Raw genomic sequence first — 19,300 nt, 5'->3', positions numbered from 1 at the left:
ATTCTCCAATGGTGGATCAAGGAAGAAGGGCGATTGGGTCGCTAAGGATCAGATCGGGAAAGCTGCGCCGTATCCAACGAAAAGCCAAGACGCCAGCAAGGTAGGCAATCGTAAATCCACCCGCATGGATCGCCGCAGCAGTGTTCCAAGCTACGGGGGCGCCGAAGCTTGTTTGAAGGCTGGACGCCGCCAACCCGGCAAGTGCGCCAGCGGCTGCGAAAATAGCGGCCCCCGTCAGCATTTCCACGGAAGTATCGAAGCCGAGCCATTTGCTTGAGAAGAAAGCCGCGATAAAAATGACAGTCAGTCCGGCCCCGAGGCCGGCTTTGGCCATCCACAGTGACCAAGTTTCATTACGTATCGCCGCTGTGCCCAAAATGCTGCTGTCGGAAATCAAGACGACACCTATGGCTGCATTGATCAGCAAAGGGCCAATCAACAGCCAGCCAACGCCGGCGGCGGTCATGCCGAGTGGAACGACATCGTCGTTGGACCCGTCAGACTTAAGCGTCATGATAAGAACGGGAATCCAGCCCATGCCAAGGATCGCGGGATTGAAGACCCATGTCTCTCGATTGACGAGAGGTGCCATGAAAACAGCGGAGCCGAAGTGCAGCCCCTCGGTCATCAGCACGTAATAAAGGGAACCCGCAACGGTCGCCACGACGCACACGACAAGTGCTACGACAACTTGCCGCAAAGACGAATAGGCTTGCCGGGTTGCGTCGCGCGGGTCGTCGGTGTCTTCGATTGATTGAGCCTTCCGTAGCAGAATGAAGGGCACAATGAACACGAAAAAGATGACCGGTAGTGCGAACACCAACCGCTCGGGGACGCCATTTTTTAGGGCATATCCATAGATCTCGAGACTGCTGAGAATTGCAGTTCCCAACCCTATCACCTTAACATCAAGGCTGACCTGGCCGGATTTCGCCAGCGATTGCCCCAGGGCTCGGTAGGCGAACCAGAACACAACTATGAAATTCACCAGGATCAGGAGGCCCTGGATGTCGATGACCGAGAGCTTGCTAGGATCATTGCAAAATGGCGTCCCATGCGACAGACATGATAGCAACGTGGCCGTCTGGGTTCCGGATTGTACTAGAAGCGCCGTTGTCAAAATCGGAACGAGGCCCAGGCGGAGATTCTTCGGAACACGATCCCAAAGAGAAAGACTAAGCATTTTTGGGCCCCCGCAGTGACCGAGCGGCAATCGACACTTTGTAGCCTCCCAATTCCAAGGTGCCTCAAAGAAAGTAAAGAGTCGAGCTATGTGGAGATGGTATGATTTGCTTTCGTATCGGCTACTGCCGGCGCCGTCGTGGGCTTCGCCGCAGCATTGCTCGCCTCTGTCAACTCGGCGTGCTTGCAAGGCTCGCCTACGATCATAATCTAGATCTGCAGCACGATGAACTTGAGCGTTTCTGCTGGAACAGTGTCTTCGAGGAGAAAGCCGCGTCGAACATGGCCTGATCAGTAGCCTGTCAGTTCGCTAGCCGCGGGGGGGCGCGGGACCTTGCCGCCGAGTATGTGAGACATGATCGTTGTCAGCGTTGCGGGATCATTGTCGAATCCCCCGTGACTTTTTGAAGCGGAATCCTTGTTTACAGAATAGTTTGTGGATAGTCGTGTCTTGTACGACTTTACAAAATCATCGTAAATCTGCATTCCGGCGATGGGCATGTTGGTGTAGTCTTCATACGCTCGTGATACCAAATAGAGCAGAGAGTGGCTGTACGAAGGCAACGACGCAACGCCGACCTTATCATCGAGTTCCAGCTGGCCATCGAGATTATACATGCAAACCTTACCTGCAAGGGGGCTTCCCGCTTTAAGGTAGGGGCCATAGCACTGATTAAAAAATTCCACAGTGCAAGCTGGCGCCATGAGGTGGATACTTTCCAGCCTCATCTTACTGAGGCCAATACCTTTAAACGTCTCCAGAAACCTACCCAATATGATTGCGCCTGCGCTGTGTCCGACAAGATGGAGTTTTGGGCGTCGGTCCGCCGTGTCAAGGCCCTTAAGTAACATCGACAGGCCGTATAGACCGCCGCCGTATCCGTCCTCCCGGTTTGGCAAAAAGGCAGCCTTTGCGTCCTGCTTCATATTGCGCCAGGCCCGCGCACCTAGAGGCTTTCCTATGGTTTCGAACAAGACGTCACCCAAGATTCCGCCAGCGCGGCCATTGGCGGCTTGCGAGAGTGGTCCGAATGCTTCGTCAATGAATCCCGAACCCCACATGAGATGAAAGTTGTAGATTCGATTTCGCGCGAAAATGTCGTTCCGTTTCCAGACTGCAATTCGGTTCGCCTCGTCATCCAGCGTGTTGAGGCCGCCGTGTGCGTAAATGACGAGATGGTCGTAGCCTTTTCCTGTGCTTTCTCCGACATCCTTGTTCGAGTTTCGGTCTGCAATCCGTTTCACCGTCTCCTCCATTTCGGATGGAGTCGGTGAGGCATATCGCCCGTCGACCACGTAACGACCGTCGTCGATATTAATGAAGTGGCCGACGATGTCGCCGCGATTCGGAGCACTCGCAGCGTTGGGAACAGCTACGCCCGAAGGCACGCTTCTGGGAAATGCACTGAAAGCCGTGGGCGCACGGACCCCAAGCTGCAAGACCCAAGCGTCCATCATGGTTGCCGCCCAGTCCTCATAGAGCCAGTGGGCGATTCCCCCATGACCCCAGTCCAATCCCCACGAGTTCAGGACCCAAAAGCCTTCCGCGTCGTAGCCAACCAGCGCAAAGGCGTGGCCACCGGAGGACTCCCCTCCGGGTTTGATTTGATACTCACCCAACCAACCTTCGGATGTCTGTCGCTTTTCCGGGTTTGCCCAATGCTCGTGTATCTGCGCCGATGCGTAAATTGCACCGGCTTCGTCAAGCGCCGCATGGAAGTCTGAAAGATCGGGCTGGAGGCGGTAGTAGGCGCCAAGACGCGTCTCTCTTGCTTCCTTGGCCATTTCATAGGTCAGGGTCCAATCGCCTTCGGTACCATCTGGTGCAAGTGCCTCGCTACAAACTCCGTTGCGGTAAAAGCCCTTCACTGCCCCGCGTATGCTCGATCCAACATAGCTGGTTCCCACCCATTCATCATTCCTCTTGGCCATCTCGTAGAGCATTCGCGCGCTGACCCGCTTCGCGGCTGACTGCAACTCCTCGCGATGGAGAAGGCAGTCTATGGCGTGAGCCAGGGCATGACCTGTGCAACTCTGCAAAGACCCCTGATTTCTGACCGTGAACGCAATTTTGGGATAAATGCTCGGATTCAGTGCCCTAAGGCGCGGCTGATAAATACGATCCCGTATGTCTGGAAGATCAGGAAGTACATTCAGGATACGGTTATGGAACTTCCGCTGCTGTTTGAATGTCCGATTGCCAAGCTGGATCGGCATCTTCGGATCATCCTGGTTCTGCGCCGCTGCGTCGGCCGGTACATCCCCATTACTAGGAACGGGCGATTTGATGCCAAGCTTCGCAGTGGTTTCGCCAGCAGGTTCACTTTGCTGGCCAACGTCCTTTGCCTCCGCGTCACGGGCAGGTGCATGTGATGTTTTAGAAATCTTCTTGGGAGAAACTGTCATTGTCGCATCCCCTCCGCGCGATCTAAGAAGGTGATTCAAGCCGTTCGACACGCAAGCTCGGCAAATCGTAGCAATCGCATCTTGTTTCGATGCTCGATATTAGGGTCTAAATGTCGATACACCAAGGATCAGTGCGGGGGTCGCAATTATTGTTGTTGCTTGATCTCGCGGCTGTTGCGCGCACCGGCATCGCCGAAGCCACGAAGTCTCTAATTTTCCTGGCAGTTGTTTGCGACAACGTTACGGTCAGATCCTTGCTGCCGAGGGATTTGACAAAATCGGCATAGGCTCCGGGGGCACTGGCGTCAATGTCCTTGAGGAGTCGTCCAAGGCCGTGAAGCCCGACGCGGACCGGAGTTTTTCGCTTTTTGGCTTTCTTGGCAGCCCCACCGATGCGGGTTGTTCCTGCGGCAGTATTGCCGTCTCCGCTATTTCGAGATTTTTTTGCCACCGACGCGTCCTTCCCGTCTAGTTTCTATCGCGGAACATCGTTTGCCGCAGAAACTGGTCGACAGCAGTGGCGGCGCCTACCTCGGCAGGTCCACCTGTTGCCGCAATCAATCCTAAGAAGATGTCAGGCCGAGCCGTGGTCAGTTGCTTTACCCCGGAGGTGTCGAGATAAAGGCCAACGGTAAGCTTGTGCGTGTCAGTACGGGAGCCCGTCAAACCAATAGATGCCTCCGCAACGTGAAACGCGTCACCCACAGGGGCGAAAGTGGCCTTGGGTGTAGCTGAGCCACCGATCGCCGTTCTGAATTCCAATTGCTCGACCATCGTCGGTGGGCCTTTGACGTTAGTCACGTCCTTTCCATCGCCAGCGAGATTTCCAAATAGCGCAAGCATCAGGAAATCCTCAATTACCCGCTTCATGCCGACCTTTCCGGCAATTGGATAGATGACGTTAGCTTCGACTAGTTTGCCCGTGCAGTAACGGGCGTCCACCTTGTTCACTAGAGCTCCGAAGTTATCCGTAATTGTGAACGTCCGCTCATTGCCGCGTTCCCGGTCGAGACCCGCGGACAAACCGAGAGTGACGCCAGAGTGCGGCAATGCGCGAAGCACGGATAGCGAAGAGTCGATATTGTTCACTTCAACCATGTTGAGGTCGTAGTTGTAGGCGATACCGGTACTCCAAAGCAGCCCAACGACAAGCTTGGCAGATCCTGAAAGCGCAGCTGGGTCGAAGCGCTCTATAGAGGCGTGATCGCCATTCTCGTAAAGCGCTTGAAAGCTCAGGCCAATTTCGCGTGACTTATCATCCACTTTGCCAGCGTCATGATTGCGAGAACTCGTAAGAAACGTAAACAGAGAGTCGATAACAGCCTCGCGGGTCTCGCATCGAATCTGCCGAACAATATTGTAAGTCGAAAGATTGGTGACGTCGTCGGGGAGGGGATGGATGGCACAGGACGACATCGAAACCGAAGCTCCAATCGCCAGTAGAATGGGTGTCATGTGCCGTGAGCGCCGCACAAAAAGCACCAAATATCTATAAAGTTGCTCGCGACAACTGCGAACAAACATAGCGTACCGCTCTGACATGCAGGCGAAGATCGCAGCCACAATATCCCCCGGTCGCAGTCATACGCAGACTACGCCCCATCCCAATTTTCAGTATGATTCTCCGATTTCGCGACGAATGCAATGGTTTGCCACCACCTGTGGCATAATATACTTGTGGGTCACAGGAAACGTCGCCGGGCCGTCTCTCGGGCAGGGCCAAGTGGTAGTTGCGTCGTTCAGCATCTCGACGCGGAAATCCACCTCCAGCGTGGTCGAAATCCGCCAAGCCAGGATCTTTCAACTAAACCAGTCTATTATGGCCACCAGTAAGTGGAAGCCGCGCCGGAAGTTGAGTGATATAGGCGCTCCGGGCCTGATTGGGGGGCTCGAGCCCGCAGCAAGCCAAGCGGATAGCGAAAGTTCTTGTTCCCTTTCGCTGGCTTGCTGTTTTTGGTGTTCTGAAAGATCGGCATCAGGCGCATGAGTCCGATCAGGGCGCCGGATGCCCTTCTGGTTCTTGGTAGCAGCGGTATGACGGTGCGACCGAGCGAGGCGTACCGGCGCAAGGGCCAGCCGGTGCAAGTGATCCGTGGCGGCGAGGTCACCGAAACCTCCGTGACCTCCCAAAAGCCTACGGATACATCTTCTTGATCATCGTCACGTCTTTCTGCGAAACCACCGTATTTTGATTGGTGGGACCGGACCCGTCTGAAAACAGCGCTCCGTCAAATGCATAGAGCATAATGGAATCAGGATCGAATACGGTGGCTGATACCCCGGCCGACGAATATTTCTGCAAAACATTGCTCTTAATGTCGTCCGGGCTCCAATAATTTGGCGGACCTTGGAAATATTTCATTACAGCTGCTTCATTCCAAGTTCGCGTGAATTTTGGAGACTGGTGCTCATGGATGCAACCAAGAGCATGACCAAACTCATGCGTAACGACCCTATGATACTCCTCGTCGTCTGTGTCGTCCCGGAGCCATCCATAGTTCATCGTCGGTTGATGAGTGGGAAAGTAGCTCGCGTTAAGTGCGTCTCGCCCGACTGCTGACCATGATCCGCTGTCCGCAAAAAAGGAAATCCGGATCTCGGCGCTGCCCTTCGTTACAAACTGCAGTTTGATGTCGGCGTATTTTTGCCATTCCAGCGCGATCGCCTTTACCTTCGACTTCATCTTGGCGCTGCCATCGAGAAATCGGCAGCGCAGTACTGAACCGGCGGTCCACTTCTTCGAGTTGACGAGAGCCATCTTGGCGACAGCCAGTACACCATCAGCTTTCAGTTTCTTTTCGCCACCGGCTGACTCAATCATCTGCTGGCGCATCTGCCTTCGCACCATGCGTTCTGGATCAAGTTCATCGGGAATGATGCGCTCGAAGCAGATCTTCACATGTTCTCCTGCCGCATAAACTGGCTTCTGCGGAATAACATTAGATTTCTTGGCCATTTTAGCTCACTCCCTCCCATCAAGACGTCATTTGCCGTTATGGAACATAGAAAGACACTGGATTGTCACACGCCTGAATGGAGTTGACTAGCGCCATTTGGACACCGCAGAATAATTGTGGTTGACTTGATTCTGAAGACTGATGGTGGACGGCCCGGCTGTCGCGATGACGTTCTGAACCTCTAGTCTGGGGCAAGGGGAGATAGGACTGGCTCGAACCGACGGATCAAATTCGCTGCTTGACGAAGTCCGGCTGCGCGACCTGCGTCGGCTGCTCATCGCCGGCGTGCTCCAGATCATCGCAGCCGCAGCCGCAGGGGTGATGACTTTTTTCAGCAATCCGGATCCGGTCGGTAGTCGATGGTATTGATTGCGGTCGCGATCGCCATGTCCAACGGCAACGACAAAGTCGTGCAGGGCAGATCAGGCGCGCCCAAGATCTTGCCGGTTGGGCGTCTAGATATCCTCAATGACATACGCGTGGCCTGCCGCAGGCTTTGCCACGAGAGCTTCGACGCACTCACGGCCAAGGAACGGGAAGACCGCGTGCTGTCCCTCATGAACCGCCTCGACCCGCTGCTCCTCGACAGCCCCATTCGAAACATTATCGCGCAGAAGAAGTCCTTTAGGCTCACGGACACATCTATCCTCATCGTCTCCCTTCCTAAGCGACAGAACTACGATCTCCTCGCCGCTCTCGCCATGTCGCGCTGGCGCGGCAGAACCTACGTCGAGCGCCCCCACCTTCATGTCGGCGCATCGGTTCCCATCGTCGCGTGCCGCTACCTCTCCGAGATGCAAGACCAGTTCAGAGAACGGATGCTCGGCAACGCTACCATCATAGCCTTCAGGACAGGCGGCAGGGAACCATAGCGTCTCGCACCTAGGCACGGCGGATCACGTGATGACCGACCTTCATGCCGTCCGTGGCGAGCGTCGGAGTGTCGTCGCCTTACAGGTAGCTCCCACCATGGCGCACACCTCAGCTCCGTTTCGACGGGGCTTTTTTTATCTCTGCACATTGCTGAACGCCGCCGCACAGACGGTCTCACCGCTGAAAATGCGGCACGGTGACAGCCTGCTTTTTCTGTGAACATTGGGAGGTCCTCAAGAGAGGAGGACCACATGTTCAGCAAACGGAAAGCCAAGCGCACCAACGTCTCACGGTGCCTCAAAAAGCACGGAGTGAACGCCAACTAGAAGTCAAAGCGGCGCCACCCTCGCTTCTACAAGAAGCCCTACAACCCCCTCAGGAAACCCAGAAAGACGGCGGCCAAGCCCAAGCGCAGAAGCCTGTTCTGGTGCATCACTCACTGGAAATCGTGAAATGAACAGGCTCCTTCGGGGGCCAGTTTTCGTTTATGCGCCACATTCGCGCGAGTCCTTTTTTGGGGGGGGAATCATGGCGGAGATGTCAACTTACCAACTATCGCCTGGGTGGTCGCTGTTCGCTGCACAAATGAACCAATGAACGCTCCCAGGGTGAGCTTAGTCAGGTCCATGAAGCCTTTTCCCGGGGAGGCTAGCTCAACCGCTCCGAAAATCAGCGTGAGTGCCACCGTGATTAGTGGCAATCCTGTCAGACCTAGCTTTGTAGCGAGGCCCGTCGCACCACTCAGACTGCTTAGCCGGACGTACTGGTCTATGGCTTTTTCGTCGCCGGCAGTTATCAAAGGTTCCAAAAGCTTCCGATCTTGATCAGGGATGACCTTCTTTGGCGCTGCGATAGCCGGTACGATCATTCTTGCACCGACAATAAAAACAATCGCAAGCAGAACTGTAGCGGCTAAAACAATGGCCAGCTGGTACAGATTACTTGCGTTGGGACCCATCCTGAAAAAGGTCCAAGCTCCATATAGTCCAGCCGAAAATACACAAAAACCGATCATTGCACCAAGCATCGGAATTGGCTCATTCGAGAACATCGGCTTTATATCCGAGCCTGACGAATTTCCCTTTTCATCTTCCATCGCCATCCCCCTAAACCCATGTGTGGAAGGTATACTATTGCTCCTATTTATCCGTGATACAATAGGAGCAGACGAGAAGTTGGGAGACTCCTGCGGCATAGCTCTGCTGCAGTAAAGGGCAGGTGTGCATCGGTTCAACTCCGACGCAGGAGCCTCTCCGCATCTCATGCGGTGTGTTGATAATAAGTCGAGGTCACTGTCGCCGGGGCACGGGAATTGACCTGCATGAAGACCCGAAAGTATATCGGCGTATTGTCAGCAGGTCACCGCTCTCCTCTTTCCTACGCCAGCCGCGAGGTTGGCACCTCATCACTCGCGTGATGCGCCTATCCGCACGATTGATTGTGTCCCCCTAGAATGGCGAGGACGCAATCGCTTCGTGTCGGGCGTAGGAAATGGGAAGAAGAAGGCTCTATCAAAGACGGCTTTTTGTTCTAAGATAAAAGTAGTGGGGGAGACAATGGCACTGGATTCCAAACCAGCTTTGACGTGGGTTGTGTCACTTGCGACCGCCGTGATCTCGGTCGGCGGGGCATACCTAACAGCTAAGACGACAGCTCAGTCCGCAATCGCCGTCGCCGCCCAATCGTCGAACGTCGAAATGACGAAGTTGGCACTCAACGTCTTGAGTGATCCCTCCTCCAACAAGGGCTGAAGAGCTGGGCCATCAGCATGTTGGGAACCTATACGGGTGTGCCGATTACTCCACAGCAAGCGGACGAGATTGTCGCCAAGATCGGTCCGAACCCAAATCCACCGCCAGATACACAGCAATATGCATCATGGACAAAGGTGCCCGATCCCGCGATACAACACGTCTTTACGGTCCTTCAAAAATCGGGATGGGAAGAGCTTTTGAAAACGCCCCGAGGCGTACAGTAAGCACATGACTTGCGGTACAATCGGGGAAGACGATACTAATTTCCCCGATATGTCGCAGCCTCGCGCCAGCGTATTATGGCAGCCCCTTCGCTTCGACCCTCGACCTCGATGAATTTCCCGAGATATTCGCCTGAGGCGACCCACACGCTCTTCGATTTTGAATGTACGCTGACCATGTATGGTTCGTCCCAGACCATCACTTTGTGTTCCATCTGTTGCCTCTCTGTTCCGTGGCTACATGAGCTATTTCAAATGCTTGTTCTCTCGCCATTCGCAGGTACCAAACCTTCATCCACTCCCTGCTGTCCTAAAACAAACTGCCCTGATCGTCCGGCCGCTTCGGCGGCGGAGCAGGTTTTGGAGGCTTGGGCGTCTAGGGTACGGCTATTTACGGCCTGCTATTCGCAATGCCCGAATTGAGGTGACCTTTTGCTGGATTTGGAAGGCGTGTTCCCTTGTTGCGCGGGCGAACTTCTCGATGCTGTTCAGGTCGTCCTCACTCAGACTCTCGTGCTCGTAGCGGAGTATGCCGTTCAGAAGTCCTGAAACGTCGCTGTATCCATAGCGCTGTTCTTTCACGAGCACCCGGTTTGTATGTGCCCGGCGGAAGATTTTGTCAGCGATCGTTGCCTTATGTTCATATCGCGAAAGGACGGTTGTAAACGCCTCATTTAGCCGGTCCATACGCCATAGGGCGTATACGATTATGTATGTGACGCCGTAGTAATCGCGATCACGATCAATGCGGTCTAAGAGATATTGCTGAACGACATCGGCTCCATCTGCGGGCAAACTCGCCCCATAGTCGACCAGCGCATCGCCAGTCTCTGATGCAATTTTTGTGTCGTTGTCGACCGAGATGTCTTGGCGCTCGGCAGCTCTGCTCGACGTCCAGCTATCTTGGTAGACATGCGTCGTGATCTTCTTGTATCCGTCAACTGCCTGAATGGTCCCCAGACCTCCATTCTCTCGACCGTTTCGTGAGTAACGAACAATCTCCTCCTGAAGAAGTGAAACGACGGCGCGTTCGCGATCATCTGTGAGGTCGACAACAGCTTCACTCGGGAGCTTGGTCGTTTTGATTGTGCGTTGCCGCTCTTCCTTTACCTCGACATTCCTTTTGTGCGTTTGACGGCCCGTGTGGTCGGTGAATGTGAAACTAAACCACTTCGAACCGCGCCATTGGAACTTGCGCGTCGGCACCATGAAGTGCGTGTTCAATCGCAGTGTCTGATGTGGCGGAATGGCATGGTCTCCCCATCCTTCCGGCCCTTCGACCTCGAAACTCGAATTGCGGACACTAGGATAATTATCTAAGTCCACTGAAACGAACATAAGCGTCGCGTCCGAATTGTTTGTGACCAGCCATCCGGTAGTTAGCTGGAGTAAATACGTTCCGTCAGGCTGCTTAGCGAGATGCCACGGTCGACTATTTTGCCGGTACTCAGTGATTGTAGGTCGCGAGGAATGCTTTTTTAGAGCATCGGGGATGAACGGCGAGGCAGTTCGTTCAACGAACCTTAGTACCTCGATGATAGCTGCACCAACGCCAGGCCAACCATTGCCTCCGGGTACTCCGCTTTCCGACATTCCTAGTGCCCCACCCAGATCCCCACTGTTGCCACGATATACGAGACAGCGATCATTGCGTAAGCGATTTGCAGAATGGTCATAAGCGGCGTCCTTTGTTGCGACCCTTACGTCATAACCCCGCGCAGACCGTGTTGCATTTGCGTGGACAAGCCCGCGGCTAATGCGCAACACGCGCAATGACTGAATGCGAATCCGCGATGACTGCCAGCGTGTATGCACGAACACTGACAGCGCAATTAGCGACGAGTGGTCCGCAACTGGTCATTGAGTGGTCGGAACAATTGGCGATTGATGGTCCGTACGCAAACGCAATCAATGGCGGATTGACGCGTGGACTGAAACGACGAATAGCCGAACGGGTGGCGACAAACTCGCATCCAGCTATCGGAAATAACCGATAAACAATTGACATGATGCGTACGAGTGCACTAATCACAAACACGAAAGCGCCGCTGGTTCCCAACGACGCTCTCGCTACGAGTACGCCCCTTTGGGCGCTGCCGGAGGCACCAGGTTTGCTAGACCCCGTGCAACCGCGAAGCCCGAAGGCTTATATCGGGTCCATTGTGGACCTCGTACTTCCCCCGACATCTCACAGTGTCGGGTCTGTCCGCGCAGTGCGGTAGATTACGGAGAAGCGTCAACTTCTCCCTTTCAGGGCGATGGCCTTCGACGCTGATACGTCGGGGCCGTCCTTTTGGTGTTTCCGCCAGGACAACAGCCCAGTTACCATATTTGAATTGAAAGCCAAATGGTTTTCTCCAGCCGTCCGCACGTAGATGGACCTTCGCACACGTTTCTGCGAGATGGCGTCGGGGCTTGGTCTATAGGGTATGGAGCCGCCGGCCGTATCAGTGCCCTCCCATCCCAAAGAACGCGATGAGGTAGCCGACGAAGGCGAGGAACGCGCCAACGGAGAGGCAGAGATAGGCGATTTGGAGGAGGGTCATTTTGGTCATCCTTGAAATTAGATGACTCCCCTTTTATCCGAAGAAAATCGTCTGTTGTGAACTATCGATTTGACGTGAGCCCCGATTTTGGACCGCCCGGCTGAGGAATTTCCCGGGGGTAGCTCTCACGGCGGACCAGATGCGCCTGAGGCATTCATGAGCGATATCGGCGGCTTATTACCGATGGCGCTGTGAGGACGAACCTCGTTGTAGTCTCGACGCCATTCCTCCATTTTCTGACGGGCGTCGTCAAGGGTTAGGAACCAGTGCAGGTTCAAGCACTCAGCGCGGAACTTGCCGTTGAACGACTCGATATACGCATTATCCGTGGGTTTACCGGGCCGGGAGAAGTCCAAGGTCACGTCTCGCTGATAAGCCCACAGATCGAGGTCTCTGGAGATGAACTCGCTTCCATTGTCCACCCTGATCATCTTGGGAAAGCCAACCTGGCGGCAGACCCGCTCGAGCGTCTGCACAACGTGTTCACCCCGGTAGCTGAACCGCGGATCCGTCGCCGGCGCGTAGCGCGAATGGGTGTCGACGATGGTGAGGAAGCACAGCTTCCGGCCGGTGGCCAACTGGTCATGGACGAAGTCCATTGCCCAGACCTGGTTGGAGTGGGTGGCATCGGTTCTATCCTCCCGCAGCTTGGCCTTTACACGGCGCTTGGGCGTCTTGTTGCGCAGTTGCAGTCCCAACTCGTTGTAAAGCCTGCGCGTTCGCTTCATGTTGATTGGCCATCCTTCGCGCAACAGCAAGACATGCACCCGCCTGTAGCCATAGCGAACCCGCGTCTCGCAAATCTCCTTGATCCGATGCTTGAGATCGGCCTGCTCACCGCGCTTCGGCTTGTAGGTGTAAAGGGACCGGTCGATCCGCAAGGCATTGCAGGCTTTGCGGATCGAGACCTTCCAGACGTCCCTTAACTCATCGACAAGCTCGCGCCGGCGGGCAGGCCTCAGAGCTTTTTTGCCAGGACGTCCTGCAACATCGCCTTGTCCAGCGACAGATCCGCGACGATCCGTTTGAGCTTGGCGTTCTCCTCCTCGAGCTGCCGCAGCCGCCTCACCTCGGATGGCATCAGACCGGCATAGCGCTTGCGCCAGTTGTAGAACGTCGCCTCGGATATCCCGACCTTACGGCACACCTCACCGATCGCCGTTCCGTCCTCAGCCTGTTTCAGAACAAAGGCGATCTGCGCCTCCGAAAACTTCGATGCCTTCATCGGATCCTCCATATCCCGGTCGAGGATCATAACTGGAAAATCCCAGCCCAAAACGGTCCGAATTACTGGGAGCACGTCAAACATGGGATTTGGTGATCCGGAAACTGACGGAGTTGAAAGCAAACGATTCCACCCTGAATGCTGCAAAGTCTGAAAGGAGCAAGGCTGTTGAGCGTCACTTTGCACTCAAACGGTCACGCTCCCCTTCTCCCCCAGAGCCAGAGCTGGTGGGATGGAGGGACTACAAAACAGTTCAAACCAACTAATTATTTCGATACCCCTCGATTTTCGACTATTGTGGCACCGGCTCCACGACGGCGCACAGGGCATTCAATTGCCTAGTAGTGCTGTGTGCTGAGATCACGAAAGCGCCAACAGCTTATCAAGCCGACGCTCGACGCAATGCGGCCGGCAAACTGCGACACTCTCCAATCTGGTCACCAAGTAGGTCTATAATCCAATCATGGTGGCGCTCCGCAACCGCCATCCGCGCTCCCTTCAAGCCTCGTAAGACGGCTTGTGCGAGACGTTCATTTCCCAGCGCGCGAAGGATGCGATCGGATTGCAAGAGATCCGCCGTAGCGAGCAGTTGGAGTGCAGGGAAGCGATCACCAGCGATACGAACTGCCTTACGTTCATCAATGATTGCCAACCCTTGAGACGTTATCGCGAGAGCCAACGTTGCCGCCTCTCCATCATCCAGGGTCGTCTCTGCGCTGCCACTCACCAGGCTTTCAAATACCGCCTCACTTTCGTCGTCAAACTCAACAAATTGCAGCAGACCATCCCGCACCAACTGTTGAGCGAGGTCGGCGTCATTTCGACCGCTAATCCGATCGTCGATAAGCTCATCCCTCACGACTGCACTTGCACGCAGCGTCACGTTCAGCGACCGAATAATGTCGCTCGCAATGCCGGTGGCATTGAGATTAATGATGACGCTGGTATCAGCAATTATGTGAGACGGAAGATCACCGGAGAATCGAGGTTGCCGCATTGGCCCCACTTTCCTCGGCATCTACATCGCTCAGCAGATCGCGCACCTGGACCCGATCGAGACGAAGGAGCCTTGCAATTTGGCCCTCACTGAGGAGGCCCCGCTTTGCCGCCTCATATGCCATCAGGCCGGTTCTCAGCGACACGGACCTGCCTGCGTCATCCTTCAGATGGTCATTTCTCGACACATCTCCCAGCACTTGTTGCGCTTGCTCATCCGTAATGTTTCCGTTCTGGACAAACCAATCCCAGGTTCCCTTTTTCGTGAGTTGCAGCTCTTCGAGGCGTCGCACAAGGGCTTCGCGCGAAACATGGAAATAATGCGCAAGAACGATCACATGACGACGAGTTAAGCTCGTAGCACCCGCCGTCACTTCGGCGAATTTCTGCCGAACCGCCTGCGCCGGCGTCAGGAAGCTTCTTGCAAAAGTATTGGCGTATTTTTCCTCGCGCGAGCTCTCCAGTTCATCTATCTCATAGACTTCTGGGGCTCCGCGAGTGGCCACTAAGTGACCAAGTTCATGCGCGGCCGTTTGCGTGCGGCGGTCGATTGGATGGTTCGCATTTAGAAGAATGCAGGCACCCACCTTTTCATCATAGGCGAACAAGCCTGAAATTCTTGCCGCTAAACGCCTCGCGTAGACACGAACACCCATTTGCAGTTCGAGCAGAGTGACGATATCCGCGATCGGCGCAAGCCCAAGACCGAGCCAATGACGAAGTTCCAAGGCGTGTTGTTCTGCCTGCTGACGAACGTCGCCTGCAAGAATGCGTCTTTCAGGTGGCAGATTCCTTACATGTTCGACACCGAGCAGAGCCTCGAGTTCGACCTCGGCCCTTACGAGTTGCGCCATCAGGTCTGCGGCTACCGCAACGGGTTGTTCTTCGTTTTCGGTTAGTCTCCTAAATTTTGGTACAAGCTCGACGTGTACCGCTTCTTTGCGGAGCAACGCGTTGGTGCTGGTGTCCAGAAAGCGTGCCAGCTTTTGCAACTCGCCAATCTTTGCGCGCCGCGCCCCTTTTTCCATCGCGACCAAGGTGGTGCGTGCCACACCGATAGCCTGGGCAGCCTCAGCTTGGGTTTTGCCCGCATTTTCACGTGCGATGCGAATTCTCTCGCCTACTTCCCCAGCTGAGAGATGATCCTTGGCTTCGTTCATCGCAGTCAAGCCAACCACTGAGCGACAAATGATTTAGGACCGAGATTTTTCACAAATGCCATCCATTCAATCCTATGCCGTTCAAGAAGACCGAAGAGCTTGCCTTCCGCATCCGCATGCGACATGTCCAGTTCTTCGGACAATTGCCAAGCGTGCCGGCTCACGCGTTTCCGATGGGCCGGTGAAGAGCTCAAGTCGGCCAAATGATCAAGGTGCAGAGATCCGGCGACGGCATATTGCTCCATAGCCCCCGTTATCTTGTTGAACCCTTGGGCAGCCCCTTGAGCAAACTCAGGGACAGACAACGTCTCCCAGATGTAATTCTCTTTCGGCTCGTCAACACCGGCCGCGTGAAAGCTGAGCCTGCGGAGCATACAAGCGGCACAGATGCCACAGTGGCGCCATTTCTGATCTACCGAGGAATTCCGGTTCTGCTGCCAGCACGAACGGGTCTCGGTCCACTCTTTCGGCTCGATGGGAAGGGCTGCGAACTCGCGAAGCGTCTCACCCTTCGTTTTCCACAAGCGCGGAAGCCGATACGCGACTTGGTAATCGAAAAGCGCGTCGAACAATCGCTCCATTTTGGTCAGATATCGAGGGTGGTTTCTGTAGTCCTCATAGCCATGGCTGGTTTGTACCAGCGATGGACCGAGCGCCCCCTGCCCACTTTCCGGCATCACGATGTCATGGGTCCCGATCAGATACGCGGCGGTCGCGCTCATAAAGGCAAACTTAAAGCCGCGGCTCCGGGCGGACGACTCTTTGAATCCGTCCCCTCCGGCTTTGATCTTGAAGGGAATGTTGAGGAACGGGAGCTTCCGGCTGCCGCGACGGGGCCGATCGTCCTTTTTCGACCCCACCCGGATGCGGATCAATCGATCCGGGCGTCCTCCTGCCGAAAGCAATGCGCTCACTGCCCGCGAGTCCAGACCATCGCTGAACGGCGTGACTATGTGTGTGGTATCACCAAATTCCAAACGACTCTGTCGCCCGACGTCTTCCTCGGGAGCGATTTGGCGCTGATAGAAAGATATGTTCCACACATCGCCAGTCAGAAATTTGAGGGCAGACATGAGCGCCGCTACGACTTTGGGATCTTGCCAGCGGTCCAGGTCAGTGACGGGCATGGCCAACTCGAACTTCCGCATCCAGCCCCATGCCGAGCGTTTGCAAGCTTTGTCGCAATATTCCACCGCGGCGATCAGAACGAGCGTGTCGAAGACTCGGCTGTCCCAATTCTTCGTGCGGTAGTCATCCAGATCCTTCATGTTGAAGATGATGGATCTACCAATCTCGAAGGGTTGCCAGCCTTCCTTTGCTTTTCCGCCGGCCTCAATGACATGAACCTTCAGTGCGGGGCATTCTCCTTGCAGAACCTTCATAGGGAAACCCCCTCATCAAGCCCGTCTCGCACCGCGGGAGTTCTCGTGATGGCCACAGTACCGTCACCGAGGAGCGAACGAGCAATGCGGGTGAACGAACCGTTCTCGTGCATTCCAGCGCTGACTTCACCCATGCGATTGCGGATGGTGCGACCTGCACCTGGCCCGCGCTCGGCTAGATAATGCTCCTCCGTCGTTCGCGCGTTCGCGTCCAGACGCTCGCTCAAAGCCGTGGCAATCCCGCTCTGGACCGCATCGCGTCCTTGCAAGCCTTCCTGGACTGCCATTTGAATGCATTCAATCGCGCTTGCGGCCAGCGGATGTACCGCCGGGTCGTCACGCAGTTCGTACAACTGTCGCTGCAACTCATCTGGTTGCCTACTGAAAAGATCACTGCCCTCAACGATGTCAACAAGCTGCTTGATCACACCACGCAGCTCCATATTTGCGTCCTGAACGAGTGCAGATTCGGCCGCTTCGCAGACCTCTGGAATAGCAAATGCCGACTTGTACGCCCACTCTGCGACGCGCCTGTATTTGGGACGCAATGGTAGGCTTTTATGCGGACCGTCGCTCATTCGAATCTCCACAATGTCAGCTATGTTCTATTTTTTTACTGACAATGTCAATTCGATGCGCATCAAGACCTCTCGCGTCACCGGCTCCCTTGGTGACAATCACCGGCTTCGACGCGGTCCAAGCTTGCGTTCGGAGTTTGCGCCGACCCGGTTCTGAGCAGACGTGCAGTGCCGGCCGGTGTCGCTGGCGGGTATATATCGCGCCTTTTCCTCAAGGAGTTGTTCGAAGGAGGCCCCCGAAAGCGCCCTTGTCCTACTCGATCATTCCTGACAGACGTTTGGGTGCGCCTTCGAATGCAAACGGGTTCAGAAACTGCCGGCGCCACATCACATTGCGTTCGACGGCGCTCAGTTGGGCCTCGTCACAAATGATGCTCCACTGTTTGAGCACGGTATCGACCTGTTTTTCGATGATGGTGATGGCCTCTTCCTCATCCAGTAGAAATTGTGCCGCCGCAGCGATGCACACCGCGAGCCGGCTCTGCCGGTTATCGCCAGCAATGAGCATGGCCTGCCCTGCTTGGTTGCCGGCCCTACCCTGCGGACAGATGTCGTAGGCAGGTGTCAGCTTAAGGGTCGCTCCGTCCCAGAATGCTGCATGGTTCCTGGCGTGGTCGTCGGTGTTGCCGCACAGGATGTTGAAGACCAGGCGGCCGAACAGCTCATGTAACGTCACCCTCGGCGCTTCGAAGCGATGGCGGACGATTTCAGCCAGGTCCTGATAACTCGCATATCGCGCCATGAGTTCGTCGAGGGCCAACAGGGTGAGGGCCGAGACCATGCCCTTTCGAAGCCACCCAGCCTTGCCGTGCACTCGATCGAAGCGCTGGATCAGCAGAACATCCTTACCTGCGGCTGCGACGAGGCGCACCGGGGCAACGGTGAGGCCGACAACATCGGCCAGTCGCATGGCCACGAACTCGGCCTTGACAACGTTGAGGACGTCGGTGCGCGACGAGAACTTGGCGATGTATTTCGCCTCGCGTTCCGCGATCATCGCCTTTGGCCGGGCGCCACCAAGAGAACTGCCATGAAACAGTGCCTGATCGAGTTCGGCCGTGATGGGGACACCGGACTCGACCCGTTCGGCGGCGGTGAGAAGTTCGTCCAGCGAGGCGGCTTTGCCCTGCCTAGGCTCATAAACCGTGGCGGAGCGCTGAAAGTCGAGGGCGCCTACACGGTCGGACCCGGACTCGATGAGGTAGGTGAGCTCATCAAGCTGGCCGACATCCAGGGCAGCACCCTTGTGGCCGAACTTGCGGTTGATGATGACGCGCCTTCCCCATGCATCAGGCGCCGCATCGCGCAGGCTGTTAGGCATGGAAAGTCCGGCAGTCAGCGGCAGAATTCCAGCTTCAAGAGGAAGCTCCGGCTGGTAGATGGAGATCGCATCGTCTCGCTGGAGATAGCTGCGGCCATAATTGAACACCAATGTGTTGCCGGCGCGCCCCAGCAACCCAGCCACAACGGGCGAGATTTCGCTAGGCAGCCAAATCCAGACGTAGACCTCGTTCAGAGGCGCGTCAGAAGTCATCTTTGAGCGCCTTCTTTGGTGTGCGCACGGATTGTGGCAGCAGGGTCAGAACCTGCTCATTTGACATGATTCTTAGCGTCATCGTGACCTCGCCCGCATCGAACAGCCGAATGCCAACGATGGCCGCTGCCTCGAAGACTGCACCGATTGCGCAGCCCATATCCCCGCGCTCTATGCGCTGGACCAATCCGCGGGACAGCCCGGCTCGTTCCGCGAGATCCGCGATGGTTAGTTTTCGCTCGATGCGGGCAAGCCGGATCGACTGGCCGAGAAGCTTGGCGGCGTGGGTACTGTATCGAGAGAAAGACCGCGCTGTGGGCTTGACCATTATAAAGTTCCATTAATGGGTCTCTAATGCGCTTTGCGCTCTGTTAATGAACACATACATCAGCGTCAGACACAAGGCAAGATGCCCCATAAATCGATCTTTAGCAGGTTTTGTGATCTATTAATGGGTCATTTGGGTTTGGATCACCGACTGGGCAA

Annotated in this window: 17 protein-coding genes; 3 read left to right on the top strand and 14 right to left on the bottom strand. The window is 55.5% G+C overall.

The features are described from left to right. Positions 1 to 16: 16 nt before the first annotated feature. The 5 genes from FJ936_RS09250 to FJ936_RS09230 all read right to left on the bottom strand — a co-directional run bounded on the left by FJ936_RS09250 (position 17) and on the right by FJ936_RS09230 (position 6,544). Positions 17 to 1,183 (bottom strand): hypothetical protein, encoded by a 1,167-nt coding sequence (locus FJ936_RS09250; protein ID WP_141906436.1) that lies wholly within the window; start codon positions 1,181 to 1,183, stop codon positions 17 to 19. A gap of 290 nt (positions 1,184 to 1,473) precedes the next feature. Continuing rightward, positions 1,474 to 3,588: a C1 family peptidase gene (locus FJ936_RS09245; RefSeq protein ID WP_141906435.1), complete on the bottom strand. Its 2,115-nt coding sequence runs from the start codon at positions 3,586 to 3,588 to the stop codon at positions 1,474 to 1,476. A gap of 106 nt (positions 3,589 to 3,694) precedes the next feature. Continuing rightward, positions 3,695 to 4,039, bottom strand: a complete 345-nt coding sequence (locus tag FJ936_RS09240) for a hypothetical protein (RefSeq protein ID WP_141906434.1) — start codon at positions 4,037 to 4,039, stop codon at positions 3,695 to 3,697. Between the two features lie 17 nt (positions 4,040 to 4,056). Beyond that, a complete protein-coding gene (locus FJ936_RS09235; protein WP_141906433.1) occupies positions 4,057 to 5,043 on the bottom strand; it encodes a hypothetical protein in 987 nt (328 codons plus the stop codon). Between the two features lie 679 nt (positions 5,044 to 5,722). After that, complete coding sequence (locus FJ936_RS09230) at positions 5,723 to 6,544, bottom strand: peptidase M12 (protein ID WP_141906432.1); 822 nt, start codon at positions 6,542 to 6,544, stop codon at positions 5,723 to 5,725. Between the two features lie 360 nt (positions 6,545 to 6,904). Here FJ936_RS09230 and FJ936_RS09225 point away from each other — a divergent pair, with 360 nt between their 5' ends. Continuing rightward, on the top strand, positions 6,905 to 7,417 hold the full coding sequence (locus tag FJ936_RS09225; RefSeq protein WP_141906431.1) for a hypothetical protein: 513 nt from the start codon (positions 6,905 to 6,907) through the stop codon (positions 7,415 to 7,417). 31 nt (positions 7,418 to 7,448) lie between these two features. Then, a complete protein-coding gene (locus FJ936_RS09220; RefSeq protein ID WP_141906430.1) occupies positions 7,449 to 7,637 on the top strand; it encodes a hypothetical protein in 189 nt (62 codons plus the stop codon). A gap of 307 nt (positions 7,638 to 7,944) precedes the next feature. Here the strand turns inward: FJ936_RS09220 and FJ936_RS09215 are convergent, their stop codons facing one another. Then, a complete protein-coding gene (locus tag FJ936_RS09215) occupies positions 7,945 to 8,514 on the bottom strand; it encodes a hypothetical protein (protein ID WP_141906429.1) in 570 nt (189 codons plus the stop codon). A 460-nt stretch (positions 8,515 to 8,974) separates the two neighbouring features. Between FJ936_RS09215 and FJ936_RS09210 the strand changes: the two genes are divergently transcribed. Beyond that, complete coding sequence (locus FJ936_RS09210; protein WP_141906428.1) at positions 8,975 to 9,169, top strand: hypothetical protein; 195 nt, start codon at positions 8,975 to 8,977, stop codon at positions 9,167 to 9,169. Positions 9,170 to 9,780: 611 nt separating this feature from the next. On the opposite strand, the gene FJ936_RS09205 is transcribed toward FJ936_RS09210, so the two are convergent. The 8 genes from FJ936_RS09205 to FJ936_RS09170 form a co-directional block, all read right to left on the bottom strand. Then, positions 9,781 to 10,731, bottom strand: coding sequence for a hypothetical protein (locus tag FJ936_RS09205; protein WP_141906427.1), 951 nt, complete (start codon positions 10,729 to 10,731; stop codon positions 9,781 to 9,783). A 1,333-nt stretch (positions 10,732 to 12,064) separates the two neighbouring features. Continuing rightward, positions 12,065 to 13,164 (bottom strand): IS3 family transposase gene (locus FJ936_RS09200; RefSeq protein ID WP_141906596.1). Its coding sequence is split into 2 segments (ribosomal slippage): positions 12,065 to 12,912 and positions 12,912 to 13,164, totalling 1,101 coding nucleotides; the frame shifts between segments, so codons are not numbered across the junction. Positions 13,165 to 13,546: 382 nt separating this feature from the next. Next, positions 13,547 to 14,161, bottom strand: a complete 615-nt coding sequence (locus FJ936_RS09195; protein WP_141906426.1) for a hypothetical protein — start codon at positions 14,159 to 14,161, stop codon at positions 13,547 to 13,549. Beyond that, the gene (locus tag FJ936_RS09190) at positions 14,136 to 15,320 is read right to left on the bottom strand and encodes an XRE family transcriptional regulator (protein ID WP_141906425.1); all 1,185 of its coding nucleotides are present in this window, start codon (positions 15,318 to 15,320) and stop codon (positions 14,136 to 14,138) included. Before FJ936_RS09190 ends, FJ936_RS09195 begins: the two co-directional genes overlap by 26 nt. A gap of 5 nt (positions 15,321 to 15,325) precedes the next feature. Further along, entirely contained in the window at positions 15,326 to 16,702 is a 1,377-nt protein-coding gene (locus FJ936_RS09185; RefSeq protein WP_141906424.1) for a 7-cyano-7-deazaguanine synthase, read from the bottom strand. After that, positions 16,699 to 17,280: a hypothetical protein gene (locus FJ936_RS09180; protein ID WP_141906423.1), complete on the bottom strand. Its 582-nt coding sequence runs from the start codon at positions 17,278 to 17,280 to the stop codon at positions 16,699 to 16,701. Before FJ936_RS09180 ends, FJ936_RS09185 begins: the two co-directional genes overlap by 4 nt. 253 nt (positions 17,281 to 17,533) lie before the next feature. Next, positions 17,534 to 18,814 (bottom strand): HipA domain-containing protein, encoded by a 1,281-nt coding sequence (locus FJ936_RS09175; RefSeq protein WP_141906422.1) that lies wholly within the window; start codon positions 18,812 to 18,814, stop codon positions 17,534 to 17,536. Then, positions 18,804 to 19,142: a helix-turn-helix transcriptional regulator gene (locus tag FJ936_RS09170; RefSeq protein WP_141906421.1), complete on the bottom strand. Its 339-nt coding sequence runs from the start codon at positions 19,140 to 19,142 to the stop codon at positions 18,804 to 18,806. The genes FJ936_RS09175 and FJ936_RS09170 overlap by 11 nt, the downstream gene beginning before the upstream one ends. Positions 19,143 to 19,300 lie beyond the last annotated feature (158 nt).

It is taken from the genome of Mesorhizobium sp. B2-4-13 (genome assembly GCF_006658535.1).
In the GTDB taxonomy this organism is placed as follows: Bacteria; Pseudomonadota; Alphaproteobacteria; order Rhizobiales; family Rhizobiaceae; genus Mesorhizobium; species Mesorhizobium australicum.
Note: the sequence above shows the minus strand (reverse complement) of the source record. Positions and strands in the feature narration are given on the sequence as shown.